The organism is Geminicoccaceae bacterium, from assembly GCA_020638465.1.
Taxonomy (GTDB): Bacteria; Pseudomonadota; Alphaproteobacteria; order Geminicoccales; family Geminicoccaceae; genus JAGREO01.
The window spans coordinates 1,663,893-1,677,500 of the sequence record JACKIM010000001.1; the positions used below are offsets into that span (position 1 = coordinate 1,663,893).

The window sequence follows — 13,608 nt, forward strand, 5'->3', positions numbered from 1 at the left end:
GTCGAGTCTTCGTTGGCTGTTCCATACCGGTCGCGGCCACGCTGTCAATTCCGCGAGACCGGACTGGCAACGGTTGGCAAAGTCTGCCATCTGCCGGATGGAAGGCGACTTCATTCGATTTCCCGACCATCCCGATGGGGCGAACTTTGCTGTCCGACCGCCTGCGCGTCTTGTTGAATTTACCGGATTCCCGATCCTTTCGGTGCGAGCGGTCCCGCGAGGCCATCGAGGCGGGATTTTCCGTCCACCGGCTGTGCATCGTGACGGATACGGGCACGATTCCTTCCACGTTGCTGCAACCGGAAATGCCGAACGGCGCGGCCATCCTCTATTGCCACGCCCATGGCAACCGGCCCGATATCGGGCGGGCGGAGGTGCTCATTGGCCGGCCCGCCATCGGGGAACCGTTTGGATCACAGTTGGCAAGGTGTGGTTTTGCCGTGCTCTGTGCCGACATGCCCGGTTTCGGCGAACGGCAGGGGGAGGGCAGCGAAAGCGCCCTCGTCAAGGCCGCCCAGTGGCGCGGCGAAACGCTCATGGGGCGGATGCTGTCGGACCTCATTCTGGCCGTGGATGCGCTCGCCGGAATCGACGGGGTCGACGCGGACAGGATCGGCGCCTTCGGCCTGTCGATGGGCGCCACCCATGCGTACTGGCTTGCCGCGTTGGATCGGCGCATCGCGGCTGTCGCCCACGCCTGCGCATTTTCCGACATGTCGCCGTTGATCGACAGTGGCGCGCATGACCTGCATGGCCACTACATGACCGTGCCGGGTTTCCTCGCGATTGGCGACATGGGCGACGTCGCGGCGTCGATAGCGCCGCGCCCCCAGTTCATCGCATCGGGCGCGGACGATCCGCTGACCCCGCAACGAGCCCTCGGTCCGGCCCTTCACACCGCAAGCGAGGCCTACGGAGCGCATGGGGATCTCACCATCCTGACCGAAGCGGGCAGCGGGCACCGGCTCACGCCACGGATGCGCCGGGACATCCTCGCCTTCTTCGATCGCACGCTGGCGAGACCTGCCTGACCCCGCCCGGGGCAGTGGCCAGGCCGGAACGGAAGGGTACGGCCCATTCCGGATGGTCCGATATCGACGGCGGCCGGTCAGTTCCAGCGGGTCGACGCGGTGATAGCCTTGTCGAATTCCGCGAGGTTCTCGTCGATTCGCGCAAGTGCCGACTGCCGGTCCACGCCGTAGCCCTCGCGGCCCAGCTCGTCGATGGCCCAGATCAGGCTGGTCAGTTCCATGCGCATGATCAGCAGCGTCTTGGACCGTTCGAGATTGGTGGGATCGCGATAGGTCCGGCTCAGTTGGGCGAGCCTCTCGTTGAGCGCAGCGCTGGTCCGCCTTAGGCCCGCAACCATCACCTGAAACCCGCCATCGGAGATGCCGGCAAGGTCCGTGACATCGATCCCGTCGTCGAAGCTGACCGGGGTGATCGATGCCGGAGCCTGGTCGATCTCGTTTCGCAGCACGGCGGTCTGTTCCATCGCGCCGCCGAGATCGCGCTTCATCTTGCCGATGAGGCCGGCCATCTGCGGAGAAACGGCCTGCGCCGACATCGTCGAGGCCGCGAGGATCAGGGCCGGCAAGATGCAAAGGGCCTTGAAGTGCTTCATCCTTGTCGTCGTCACGTTGGCGTTTCCATGTTTCTGGGGTGATCGACAACTGCCATCATAGAATCGAACGCCTAACGATTCGTGAAGATGTCCGCCAGAATGCTCCGCCCGACCGCCGTGCTTGACGGTCGGGTGAATGGAGCGTAACTACTCGCCCCGATTGGCGCGAGCTGCGACGCTCTTGCGCACCGTTATTCTCGTTCCCAGACTGAGGTATCGTATCATGGCACGGCGTTGCAGCCTTACCGGCAAGGGTGTGCAGACAGGAAACAATGTCAGCCACGCGAACAACAAGACGCGCAGGCGTTATCTGCCCAACGTGCAGCAGCGCAACCTGTTCAGCGAGACGCTGGGCGAGAGCGTGCGCGTGAAGATTGCCGTCAACACGCTGCGCACCATCGAGAAGAAGGGCGGGCTCGACGCCTTCCTCCTCGACGCCAGGAGCAGTGAACTGCCGGGTGCGCTGGTTCGCATGCGCCGGCGCCTCGAAGCGGCACGCCAGTCGTCCTGATCCATCTCCCTCGGGGCTGCTTTATCCGGTCTCGTCCGGCGTCATGACGTCGATGGTGATGTCGTAGAGCAGGGTTTCCTGCAGCGGGTTGAAATTGTCGTCCGATAACAGGGTCGCGGTGACAAGGCCGTTGGCCTGTTTTCGTGTGGCGATGGCTTCGAAGTTGTCCATGTGCATCGGCGGTCGCAGGTGGACGAGGCGCTGCGGGATGAGGCGGGCGTCAGGCGAGGTCAGGTCGCTCGCGTTGACCATCGAAATTCGCGACTGCCATCCCGAGAGGAACCCGAACCGGCGCTCCAGCACGAAGATGCGGTCACCGATGCGGTCCGCACCGGTGACCTTGAAGTCGGGCGCGGCGCGGTAGGACAGCGTGTGCGCGTCTCGGCCATCGACCCACGAAACGGCATAACCGTCGCGTTCGGGTTTTGCCTCGCTGAAGGCGATCCAGCCGCCACCGGGGGCGCTGCACAGCCCCTCGATGCCCTCATTGCCGGAAAGGTCGGGAAAGCTGGTGGCCGGGCCGTCGCGGCTCATCATCGCATTATCCCGGCGGAGATCGAGGTGGCGCAGAGTCTGCCGGTCTTCCAGTCCGATGGTCAGGCGTTCAGGCCGGTCGCCGGCAAGCGCCTCGACGTCGAGGGCGGCGCGCCGGATGTCGGGTGCCTCAAGCGAGGCGGCACGCCAGTCATACAAATTTGTCAATAATCCCTGATCGTCAAATTTTGGCGTCGCACGGAAAATTGTTCCGCGATCGCTCACCGCATAAAGATGGCCATCCTGCCAGACTGCCCCCGACAGGCCACCGAACCGCGGATCGTCCGATGTCAGGCGGAAACCGCGCAGGTCGCGAATGCGCGCCGTTCCCGGCTCCGGATTCCGGTCGCGGTCGAGGGCCAGCGGTTCGAGCGTGACCGTGATCGGCTGCCACGGCAGGGCGGGAGCCGTCACGGGCTGACAGGCCGTGAGCGCGACAAGGACCAGCAACGATCGCATCAACAGGGACAACGGCAACTCCTTTTTGAAGGTCTTTGGCGAGTTTCGCCCGTGGCGCGAGGGGCCTCGCTGGACACTGCAGGTGAGCATGGCTATAGACGCCGAACCGGTTGTCGTCATCCGTTCGGCCAACGTGAATCGCGTGTCGGGCGGGAATCGCGTCGACCATGGCCGGTTGTCGCGGTGGTGCAGGCGATGCTCCGCTGCTTGTGCCGGCCAGGCAGCCGGCTCGGTTCAACATCGAGGGATGGTTTCGCGACCGTGTTATCCGCAGGTCTGGATGGACTGACGATGGAGCGGCTTTCGGGCATCGAGATGCCGGTCGCCGCACTGGCCTTGCTGGGACTTGCGGCGTTGCTCGCCCATACGGTCTGCCGGCGCTGGCTGGAGCGTAGCGACAGTGCCTTTGCACCGTTCGTATCGGCCCTGGCGGTCATGTCCATTGCCTGGGTGACGGCCGTCATCGTCCGCATCATCCCGCCACCCGATGATGCCGTGCTGGATGACGCCGTGATAAGTGTGCGAATTGGCACAATTCTCCTGGTCGTGATGTTCTCCTTCTTGTGGTTCCGCTCGCCCATGGCGCCCCTGTGGCGGGCCTTGCGTGGCAATCCGCGCGGCGTCTGGCTGCTCGGCATCTCCATCCGGGCGGCCACCGGCCGGGCCGTCGGTTGTGCGCTGGCCGGCTCGGTCATGGCCGGAATTGCCCTGGGTTTCGCACCTGATTTCTCCCTCGATTTCTGGGTGGTCTGCCTGGCAGCCCTGACCCTTGCCATATCCGCCGGTTTCATGGCATCGTTGATAACCGGCCCCGTGCTGGCCGCCGTGGCGCTGCTGGCGCCGTTCGAGCTGGCTGTCGCGGTGGCGGGGCTTGCCGTCGTTTTCGCCCTCGCCATGGTCACGCTCGCCCGGACGGATAGTGAACTTGCCTGATCGCGATCATCCGGTTGTCATTCTGGCACTGCTGTTCGCCCTGCTCGCGCCGGGGCTGGCGATGTATCAGCTGGGGGTCCAGGGTTCGGACTACCTTCTCGTCCATGCCGTGGGCGTGATCCTGCTCATATCCGGGGCGTACTTCGTGCTGGGGCTGGCGGATACGGGTATTCTCGGTTTTGTTGGTGTGATTGCGTTGTGCAGCTGGGGTGCCCGGTGGCTGCTGCCGGTCCTGTCAATACCGCTGGCCGCCATCCTGGGTGGCGCTGCGACCGGACTGCTGGTGGTGTTCACGAGGGGGTTGTCCAAGGTCGTGACCCTCAGCGCCAGCCTGGTCATCGCCGTCCTGCTGCTGCAGGCGATTCCCACGGCCACGCCGCAGCAGGCCGTCACCGATCTGTTCGAGATGGGCTGGCTGGCCGCGGCGGCGCTTCTGGCCGTACTGTATTTCTCCCGGAGCACTGCTGCTGACGCATTGCGGCTGCGTCTGCAGAACGACGAACGCGCGGCGCCCGTCTTGCTGTCGGTACCGGTGCACGACCTGCAGCTGCTGATGGCCGTCGTCGGCGGAGCCGTCGCCGCGATCGGATGCGCGGTGCTCGACCATGTCGGCTGGTCGCCCCTGGACCAGGCCGAAACCCATGCGCGCCTTGTCACCGTACTCGGTGTTGCGGTGGTCATCATGGTCGGCGGGCAGCAGCGCCTGGGCCATCTGCTCATCGTGGCCCTGCCGCTGATGCTGTTGCCCGCGGCGGCCCGCCTCCTGCACCCCGGCATGCCGGATGCGACCCTGGCGATATCGATGCTCGGCGTGGCGCTCGCCGTCTGGCTGGGGAAATCGCGATGGGTGGCGCGATGACCGTCGACGACCTGCCGATACGCCGGGTGCGCCTGGAGGTCGAGGAACTGGCCTTCACGCGGCCGTCCGGCGACCTGTTCGGGCCGATGAGCTTCAGCGTGCACACGGATGAGATCCTGGGTGTGATCGGCCCCACCGGTGCCGGCAAGGGTGACCTCGTCGACCTGCTCTGCGGCCGCCAGATGGCCCGGGCCGGCGCCATCAAGCTCGACGGCCAGCGGATCGACATGCTTCCCGCCCATGCGCGAAGCAGGCTCGGGCTGGTCATGGTCGCCGGCTCGGCACCGGCCCTTCCCGACGTGACCGTCCATGACTGGCTGGCCATGTCGATCCAGCTCGTCGACCGCTCGCCATTGCAGTTGCTGCTGCGCGGCCGCCGCCGGCTGGATTCGCGGCAGATCGGCGACATCGAGGCGACCCTTCAATTCTGCTCGTTGCATCACGTCGCCGGGGACAGCCTTGCCAGCCTCACCCCCGCCCAGCGGCGCATGACCGAGATCGCCCGCGGGCTCTGCCAGCGCCCGCGACTGCTCCTGTTGCACCGGCCGCTTGCCGGCCTGCCGCGCATGCACCGCCACGACTTCTCGCTGGTGCTCAGGGACATCGCCGCGGAGGCCGTGTCGATGGTGGTGATCGACGAGCAGCTCGACGCGCTGGCGACCCTGTGCCAGCGCTTCATCGTCCTCCAGCGCGGCCACCTGGTAGCCAGCGGATCCCTCGATGTCCTGGGGTCGAACCAGGCCGCCATGCAGGCCTTCACCGGCACTGCCCCGGGCAAGGTCGCATGAACCATTTCCTGCGCATCGACGGCATCAGCGCCCGGGCGGTCCCCGATGCCCATGTCGTCCGCGACACCAGCCTGCGCCTGCTCGAAGGCGGCATCGGTGCCCTGCTCGGTGGCTCCCACGCCGGCAAGTCCCAGCTCCTGCGGCTCATCGTCGGGGCCGAGGCGGTCGTGCGAGGCCGTATCGCGCTGGGCAACAGCGACCTTACCCTGTCCCCACCCGATGAGCGGCTCGCCCTCGGCATCTCCTGCGCCTGTCAGCATCCGCCCCTGTTTCCCGACCTGAGCGCCAGCGAGCATATCGCCCTGGGCATGGGAGGCCGGAAAATCGACACCGACCGTCGACATTACCTTTTGCAACGCCTTCCCGAACTTGAGGACATCTGGCCCCTGCGCATGGCCACGCTCGCCCGCCGGGCACGGCGGGCGGTCGATCTGGCGCGGGCTATCGTCAACCGGCCGAAACTGGTCCTGATCGACGAACTCTCCCTCGATCTCGGTGTGGAACGGATGATCGAGATTGTCCGTGCCCTGCACCGCGATGGCTCGACCCTGCTCGTCGCCGAACGCTATCCCGATCCCCTGCTGTCCATCAGCGATCAGGTCTGGGTCATGAGCCACGGCCGCATCATCCTGCGCGGGCACCCCGTCGACGTCGCCCAGGACGACCGCCTCCAGGCCGCCTGCATCGGCGACCTGCCCCCGCCGATATAGGAAGCCAACTCCACTATTGCTACTGTAGAATAACCCCGCACGAAGGCGTCAGGGGATGCCGGAGAGCGATTTTCCGAATACCGGGTGGGGTTTGCAGACCGGCAGCGGCCGCCTCGCCGGTACGGGCCGCACGGGCGGCGGCGGGAGGTCGGGGAAATCGCCGGGCGGAAGCGCGCGGATCAGGCGCAACTCGTCCGGCGCGAAGATGGCAAACGCACCCGCCTGCGGGGTCGTCATCATCGCGTCGAGGATATGCTCGTGGAGACTTTTCAACAGGCGGGACCGTCCCCTTGCGCGGAGCCTTTCCTCCTCGCCACGGGATTTCCTCGTTCTTGCGGGTTTCGCCGCCCCGGGAGTGTCCTTCGTGAGCGACCATGGTACCGGGCAGACATCCGGCACGTCGATCCCTCTGGCCACCGACTTCAGCAGCGAGGTGATGACATTCCCCATTCCCCTGCGTCCGGCACGATCCAGCCATGCCCTTTCGGCACCATCCGCCGATGCGACGGATTGCGCCAGGGAGTTGTCCTGCAACTGGCGGAACCAGTCGCGGGAGTGGAACAGCAGCAGACGGTGGAGGATCGCCCGGAGGCCATGACCACCATGTGGGGATAGTCCCGCCCGCATCGCCGACAGGACACCTGCCACATGCGGCAGATGTTCCAGCCCGTCAACCTCTGCCACATCGAGCCGGACCGTCGGCCCGGCCAGCACCCCCCGCCGCCCGGTCGCCACCAGCCAGCACACCTTCAAAAACCGAGGCGCGCCCCAGCGAAAGACCCGACCGGCAAGTTTGCGCGGCAATATGGGGGGTGTGGTGGGGGTGTGGGACATGGGGGGAGGTTATGATGCAAGGGCAGTGCGAGAGTCAAGGAATATTTTCATAACTGCTTTGGACCAAATGTCCCATTGTGAAATGTGCCATCATCAGTATCCTGATTTGATGACTATTGAATATCATATCGCTTGAAAGTAGAATAACAATAATCGAATTCGAACAAGATACAGAAGAAATATCGAAAAAATCATCGATATGTCAGATTGAGGTGGACCGGAAGTTTTTTGTTGGATATGTTGATAATTCAATTTTGCATGGCATGAATAGGGGTGAGAAGAATGCGCAGTGATGGTGTTGTTATCGTTGGTACTGGCCAATCTTTGTATAATTATTATGTTCTTGGCACGACGGGAGATGATGTTGCCGTCAACGGTACGTTTAGTAGAGATATTATCTTTGGCGATCCGTATACGAACAGTAATTCGATCCTCGATTCAGCAGGTAATCTCGGCGATTTGTCCGAGGGCACAGGCGGTAATGACAGGATCAGCGGTGGAGCTTCTCAGGATAGCATCTACGGCGATGCCTATGCGTTGTCGGGCTCGGCCATGGGCGGCAACGACACGATCTATGGCCAGGATGGCGACGATTATATAAAAGGCGATGGCTTATACATGTCCGGCAATGCCGTTGGCGGACATGACACGATCTATGGCGGGGCAGGCGACGACCGTATCGCCGGCGACTCGATGGAAATGACGGAAGACGCTGTCGGTGGCAACGACTGGCTTTACGGAGGCGTGTCGGGTGATGACGTCTTGTATGGTGATGGCTCGCTTATGATGAATTTGAGGACCGCGGGTGGAGATGACACCATCAATGGCGGCTCGGGCAATGACCGGCTCTACGGCGATGCGGGCCGCCTTCAAGATCATGCCACCGGTGGGAATGACCGACTTTTCGGAGGTTCGGGCAATGACCAGCTTTTCGGCGATGCGAGCCGCCTTAGAGATCATGCCACCGGTGGGGATGACCGGCTTTTCGGAGGTTCGGGCAATGACCAGCTTTTCGGAGGTTCGGACATCCTTCAAGATCGTGCCACCGGTGGGGATGACCGGCTCTTCGGAGATACGGGCAATGACGCTCTCCATGGCGATGCTGTAATATTGAAATGGCGTGCCGCAGGCGGTGACGACAGACTCCATGGCGGAGAAGGCGACGATGTGCTCCGCGGTGATGGCCAGTATATGAGGCACTATGCATCCGGCGGCCATGACATGCTGGATGGCGGGTCCGGCGACGACAGGCTGTTCGGCGATGCCGACACCATGTATGCCGAGAGCACCGGTGGGAACGATACGCTCACGGGCGGTGCCGGCCATGACAGCCTCTACGGTGCTGCCATGAAGATGTACGGCTCGACCGTGGACGGCGACGACACACTGGATGGCGGGTCCGGTGACGACAGCCTGTTCGGCGATGCCGACACCATGTACTCCCTTGCCGTGGGAGGGAATGACACGCTCGCTGGCGGCTCCGGCAACGACGTCCTTTATGGCGATGCGATGAGGCTGTACAGCTCGTCGACAGGCGGGGACGATGAACTCGACGGCGGGGACGGCGACGACGAGCTGTGGGGTGACGGGGAATTCGTCGCATCCGATGCCCGGGGCGGCGACGACCGACTCACCGGCGGCGGCGGTGCCGACAGGTTCTCCTTTGCCGGCGATTTCGGCATGGACACGATCACCGATTTCAGTTCGTCCGAAGGCGACGGGATCGTGCTCAAGGGGTTCGGCAGCGGCGATGTCTCCATCATGTTCCAGGGCAGCGACAGCATCGTCACGGCGGAGAACGAGTGGGGGCGGAGCGGCGAGGTCGTCGTTCAGGATGCCCATGTCGACATGGGAGATTTCACGTTCACCTGACGCGTGAGTACCCGGGGGCTAGAGCGTGTTCCTTTCCACGAGTTCCCTGTAGAGCTGGCGGATTCGCGCGATGACGGGCCGGTCGCCGTTGCCGACCGGCTTGCCGTCGATGGAGGCGACGGGTGTCTGGGCGCCGAAGGTGCCGGTGAGGAAGGCCTCGCTGGCGCCATAAGCCTCGAACAGGGTGTAGTTCTTCTCGAACACGGGAATGCCGTTGTCCCGGCAGACGTCGATGACCTTCTGCCGGGTGACGCCGTTCATGCAGTAGTCGCCGGTGGAGGTCCACACCTCGCCCCGGCGGACGATGAAGAAATTGCAGGCGTTGGTCGTGTTGACGAAGCCGTGCGGGTCGAGCATCAGCGCCTCGTCCGCACCGGCCTGTTCGGCCTGCAGGCAGGCGATGACGCAGTTGAGCTTCGAATGGCTGTTGAGCTTGGCGTCCTGCGACATCGGCAGGCCGCGGACCTGCGGAACGGTGGCAAGGCGGATGCCCTTCGACTGGAGACTGTCCACAGGTTTCGAATGTTCCATGATGATGACCACGGTCGGGCCGGAACGGCTCAGCGCCGGGTGCTGGAACGGCTTGTCCTTGATGCCGCGGGTGACCATCAGCCGGCAGTGGACGTCGTGGGTCATGCCGTTGGCGGCGGCCGTGCGGTCGAGCGCGTCGCGGATTTCCGCGCGGGTCATGCCGATGTCGAGCGAGACGGCCTTGCAGGAGTCGAACAGGCGATCCATGTGCTCGTCGAGGAACGCCCACCTGCCATTGTAGAGGCGCATGCCCTCCCACATGCCGTCGCCGAGCAGGAAGCCCGCATCATAGACCGAGACGCGGGCCTCGTCGCGGTGGACGATCTCGCCGTTGACGTAGATCCTTATGTCCCGGTTGCGGGCATCCCCGGCGGCATCGTGGGTGGTGTGGCTGTGCGCGGCGGCGGTCATGGTCTTTCCTGTCGGGCTGGTGAAGGGCGGCCGGAGGTGCTGCGTCACATCCAGCCGCGTTCCCTGTAGTAGCGGATGGCGCCCTCATGCAGCGGCGCGATGATGCCGTTGGAGATCATGTCCTTCTCGTTCAGGTGGGCGAAGGCCGGGTGCAGCTTCCTGAAGCGGTCGAAATTGTCGAAGATCGCCTTGACGACCTGATAGACCGCCTCGTCGCCGGTGTCGGTCGAGGTGACGAGCGTCGCCAGCGGCCCGTAGGAATGGATGGTGTCGGGCTGGCCCCGGTACATGCCGGCGGGGATGGTGGCTCGCGAATAGTAGACCGTGTCGTCGACCAGCCTGTCGATTTCGGGGCCGTCGACCTGGAGGAAGACCGTGTCGCAGGCGACGGTCGCCTCCTGGATGTTGCCCACCGGATGACCCGCGGAAAAGATCATCGCCTCGATCTTGTTGTCGCACAGGGCCTGCGACTGTTCGGTCGACTTGAGTTCGGCGGCGAAGGCCAGATCGCCGACCTCGATGCCGAGCGTGTCGAGCAGGACCTCGGCGGTGGCGCGCGAGCCGGAGCCGGGATTGCCGATATTGACCTTGTGGCCCGGCAGGTCCCCGAGGACTTCGATACCGCTGTCGGCGCGCGCGACCACGGTGACCACATCGGGATGGGCGGAGAGGACGGAGCGCAGTTTTTCGTTGGGGCCGGCGTCGGCGAAGGTGCTCGTGCCGTTATAGGCGTGATACTGCCAGTCGGACTGGACCACGCCGAAGTTCATGTCGCCGGCGCGGATGGCGTTGAGATTGGCGATCGAACCGCCGGTTGCGGGAGCCGTGCAGCGGATGCCGTGTTCGTCGGTATGCCGGTTGACCAGCTGGCACACCGACTGCCCGACGACGTAGTAGACGCCCGTCTGCCCCGCCGTGCCGATGGTGATGAATTCCTCGCCCTGCACCGGTGCGGCAAGGGCCGCCCATCCCAGCAGTCCCAGCCCGGCAATGACCGATGCCCTTCTCGTGAACTCCATCGCGCGATTCTCCTTTCGGTCGGTATCCGATACCGTTGTCATCGTTGTGCGCCGGACCTGCGGCTCTCGTTTCGGGGTACCAGCACGAGCGGACCTTGTCGACGCCCTGCTCCCGCCGATGTCCCGTCAATGCGGCGGTGGCGGGGGAGTGCGGGTCCCGGAAGGCGGAGGGGGTGGCCGGGCGGCGTGGGCGAAGCTCGCTTCGGGTGTCGGGGCGCGCATCCACCGCAACGCGATCACGAGAACCACGGCAGTGCCCAGCAGGACCAGGCTGAGCATCGGCCGGAAGGCGAGCCAGCCCAGCGCGATGGTGACGAGGGCGATGGCCAGCGCCAGCACGAAGGCGATGGGCCCGAGCAGGTTGGCGGCGAGGGCGCCGATGACCGGCACCGTGCGGGCTAGCCGGCGGATGATGATCATCATGCCCGCGAAGATGGCAAGGGCGAGGGCTCCGCGCAGGCCCCAGGTGAGCTTGCGGTTGGCGCTGTACTCCTCGTCGATGAGCTGCCCGGCGTCGATCGCGCCGGCACGCATGACCGTGAGGCCCGATCCGTTGCTGGCGGTCCAGGGGACGATGCTGCCGCCCTCGGCCCGGCCCAGCACGGTCACCGTGTCGGCCATGGCGGCGACAAGGCTTGCGCGGATGTCACCGACCTGCGGTTCGCCGGGCGTGCCCGACTGCAGGAAACCGCGATGCGGCCTCAGTTCGAGTCCCGCGACGTCGCGCGGCTCGTCCGGCGTCTTCGACCGGTCGGCCTCCATGAAGGCGAGTACCGGCGGGGAGACGTCATAGCGTCCGACCTCGACAGCTTCCGGGAAGAAGCTGGCGCTGGCGACGGGCATGGCCTGCGGGTTGGCGTGGCCCTGCCGCCGGATGAAACCGTCGGAGGAGATGAGGTCCTGTGACCAGACCTTCTCGTAGGTTGTCTGTCGTTCCTCGCCGCTGCCTTCGGAATGTTCCTGCCACTGATACATCTCGATCCGGCGGTCGAGGCGCAGGGCCTCCGTCTCGACCGCGAACTGGGGGTCTTTGGCGAGGCCGGTGATCCTGGGAGCGCCGACCAGGTGAACCAGCCGGCCGGCGGCGGCCGGATTGACGGCACCGGACTGGATCGAGATGACGCTGTCCTCGGCCTCGCTCAGGGCATCGATCCGCCCGGCGGAGCGCATCTCGTTGTAGAACAGTCCGCCGACGCTGCCCGCGATGAGCATGAGGCCCAGGACGAAGGCCGAAACGCGCTTTCTTCTTGCCATGATCCCATCCGCGTGAAAGCCGCCGGGCCAGGCTGTGGTCCGCCTGCCCATGGCGTCGGATGTGCCACACCTGACCGCCAAGTGGAACCGCCCATCAGTTGAAGGTTCATGCAGTTCTGCCGACCTGTGGTATATGCCGGCAAATCTGGCGGACATTCGCGAGGAAGCATGAAACTCACGCTTTTTACACTCGAACGATCGGCTCCGGACATCCGTCCGGCGGCAGTCGAACGGCAATGGATGGACGACAGCCCGCAGGGGTTCGCCTATCGCTGCCTTCCGTTGAACATCGCCAATGCATGCGGTTGGGAGATCGGCTGTGCCGCGACCTTCGAGGCGGTCTGGGATGGTGGAAACGACAAGGATTCCATCCGTATAACATCGGATGCACCATCCGGCGATCTGCCGCTCAGCCATTTCGGCAGCGGTGTCCTGACGTTCCATGTCAATGCGCTTTTCCGGACCGAGCCCGGGGTCAATCTGTGGGTCAGCGGTCCGGTCAATCGCCCCAAGGATGCGATCCAGCCATTGACAGGTATCGTTGAGACCGATTGGGCGCCCTATACCTTCACCATGAACTGGAAGTTCACGAGGGCGGGGCAGCGGGTGCGTTTCGAAAAGGGCGAGCCGTTCTGCTTCTTCTTCCCGATGCTTCCCGACCTGGTGGAGGCGAGCGAGCCCGAGTTGCGCGACATCACTACGGAGCCCGAAGTCAACGAACTCTACAAGGCATGGTCATCGGGGCGCGCCAATTTCAACAAGGAACTGATGGTCGAAGGCTCAAGGGCGCGGCATGACAAGTGGCAGAAAACCTATTTCAAGGGCAGCAATCCGGATGGCAGCACACCGGAGATCAAGCATCGCACCAAGGTGCGGCTGAAGCCTTTCCTTTAGGGGAGACGGATGCCACATGGCGAATGCCGCCACATTGGCGACGCAGGCGGGACTTGAGGCGGCCATCGCCGAACTTGCCCGGCAGGACGGGGATCTGGCCCGTGAGGTGCGACGCATCGGCATGCCGGCACCGCGGATCCGTCCGCCGGGTTTCGCCACGCTCCTGCAGATCATCATCGCCCAGCAGGTATCGACCAGGGCGGCTGCGACCCTGTGGCAACGTCTCGAACAGGCGACGGCGGGCCATGTCGATGCGATGTCCATACTGGCAGGTGGAGAATCGCTACTGCGCGGCATCGGCATGAGCGGGCGCAAGGCCGGTTACGCGCTGGCGCTTGCCGAGTCCGTGAGTTCGGCCCGGTTCGATGTCGATGG

At 64.5% G+C, this 13,608-nt stretch carries 15 protein-coding genes (1 of these 15 cut by a window edge); 9 read left to right on the plus strand and 6 right to left on the minus strand.

Annotated elements, in window-relative coordinates:
- Window positions 1-134 precede the first annotated feature (134 nt).
- Window positions 135-1,031, plus strand: a complete 897-nt coding sequence (locus H6851_07940) for a dienelactone hydrolase family protein (protein MCB9943536.1) — start codon at window positions 135-137, stop codon at window positions 1,029-1,031.
- A gap of 77 nt (window positions 1,032-1,108) precedes the next feature.
- Here the strand turns inward: H6851_07940 and H6851_07945 are convergent, their stop codons facing one another.
- Window positions 1,109-1,639: a hypothetical protein gene (locus H6851_07945; GenBank protein MCB9943537.1), complete on the minus strand. Its 531-nt coding sequence runs from the start codon at window positions 1,637-1,639 to the stop codon at window positions 1,109-1,111.
- A gap of 208 nt (window positions 1,640-1,847) precedes the next feature.
- Here H6851_07945 and rpmB point away from each other — a divergent pair, with 208 nt between their 5' ends.
- Window positions 1,848-2,135: a 50S ribosomal protein L28 gene (gene rpmB, locus H6851_07950; GenBank protein ID MCB9943538.1), complete on the plus strand. Its 288-nt coding sequence runs from the start codon at window positions 1,848-1,850 to the stop codon at window positions 2,133-2,135.
- A gap of 21 nt (window positions 2,136-2,156) precedes the next feature.
- Here the strand turns inward: rpmB and H6851_07955 are convergent, their stop codons facing one another.
- On the minus strand, window positions 2,157-3,140 hold the full coding sequence (locus H6851_07955) for an esterase-like activity of phytase family protein (GenBank protein ID MCB9943539.1): 984 nt from the start codon (window positions 3,138-3,140) through the stop codon (window positions 2,157-2,159).
- Window positions 3,141-3,419: 279 nt separating this feature from the next.
- On the opposite strand from H6851_07955, the gene H6851_07960 reads away from it, so the two are divergent.
- Genes H6851_07960 through H6851_07975 form a run of 4 tightly spaced genes read left to right on the plus strand, consistent with a single transcriptional unit; the run spans window position 3,420 to window position 6,418 of the window.
- On the plus strand, window positions 3,420-4,061 hold the full coding sequence (locus H6851_07960) for a hypothetical protein (protein ID MCB9943540.1): 642 nt from the start codon (window positions 3,420-3,422) through the stop codon (window positions 4,059-4,061).
- On the plus strand, window positions 4,054-4,920 hold the full coding sequence (locus H6851_07965) for a hypothetical protein (protein MCB9943541.1): 867 nt from the start codon (window positions 4,054-4,056) through the stop codon (window positions 4,918-4,920). The genes H6851_07960 and H6851_07965 overlap by 8 nt, the downstream gene beginning before the upstream one ends.
- Window positions 4,905-5,708: an ATP-binding cassette domain-containing protein gene (locus H6851_07970; GenBank protein MCB9943542.1), complete on the plus strand. Its 804-nt coding sequence runs from the start codon at window positions 4,905-4,907 to the stop codon at window positions 5,706-5,708. The genes H6851_07965 and H6851_07970 overlap by 16 nt, the downstream gene beginning before the upstream one ends.
- Window positions 5,705-6,418 (plus strand): ATP-binding cassette domain-containing protein, encoded by a 714-nt coding sequence (locus H6851_07975; protein ID MCB9943543.1) that lies wholly within the window; start codon window positions 5,705-5,707, stop codon window positions 6,416-6,418. Before H6851_07970 ends, H6851_07975 begins: the two co-directional genes overlap by 4 nt.
- Window positions 6,419-6,466: 48 nt before the next feature.
- On the opposite strand, the gene H6851_07980 is transcribed toward H6851_07975, so the two are convergent.
- Complete coding sequence (locus H6851_07980; GenBank protein ID MCB9943544.1) at window positions 6,467-7,252, minus strand: hypothetical protein; 786 nt, start codon at window positions 7,250-7,252, stop codon at window positions 6,467-6,469.
- A gap of 459 nt (window positions 7,253-7,711) precedes the next feature.
- On the opposite strand from H6851_07980, the gene H6851_07985 reads away from it, so the two are divergent.
- Window positions 7,712-9,124 carry a hypothetical protein gene (locus H6851_07985; protein MCB9943545.1) on the plus strand — a complete coding sequence of 471 codons (1,413 nt, stop codon included), beginning with the start codon at window positions 7,712-7,714 and terminating at the stop codon, window positions 9,122-9,124.
- An 18-nt stretch (window positions 9,125-9,142) separates the two neighbouring features.
- Here the strand turns inward: H6851_07985 and H6851_07990 are convergent, their stop codons facing one another.
- From H6851_07990 to H6851_08000, 3 genes are all read right to left on the minus strand, one after another.
- Complete coding sequence (locus H6851_07990; GenBank protein MCB9943546.1) at window positions 9,143-10,066, minus strand: aminotransferase class IV; 924 nt, start codon at window positions 10,064-10,066, stop codon at window positions 9,143-9,145.
- Window positions 10,067-10,110: 44 nt separating this feature from the next.
- Window positions 10,111-11,085, minus strand: coding sequence for a TAXI family TRAP transporter solute-binding subunit (locus tag H6851_07995; GenBank protein MCB9943547.1), 975 nt, complete (start codon window positions 11,083-11,085; stop codon window positions 10,111-10,113).
- A 126-nt stretch (window positions 11,086-11,211) separates the two neighbouring features.
- Window positions 11,212-12,339: a TMEM43 family protein gene (locus H6851_08000; protein MCB9943548.1), complete on the minus strand. Its 1,128-nt coding sequence runs from the start codon at window positions 12,337-12,339 to the stop codon at window positions 11,212-11,214.
- Between the two features lie 168 nt (window positions 12,340-12,507).
- On the opposite strand from H6851_08000, the gene H6851_08005 reads away from it, so the two are divergent.
- Window positions 12,508-13,233 carry a hypothetical protein gene (locus H6851_08005; protein ID MCB9943549.1) on the plus strand — a complete coding sequence of 242 codons (726 nt, stop codon included), beginning with the start codon at window positions 12,508-12,510 and terminating at the stop codon, window positions 13,231-13,233.
- A 16-nt stretch (window positions 13,234-13,249) separates the two neighbouring features.
- On the plus strand, window positions 13,250-13,608 hold the 5' portion of the coding sequence (locus H6851_08010) for a DNA-3-methyladenine glycosylase 2 family protein (protein MCB9943550.1). Its footprint extends 316 nt past the window's final position; the window shows 359 of its 675 coding nt (coding positions 1-359); its start codon is at window positions 13,250-13,252; its stop codon lies beyond the right edge, outside the window.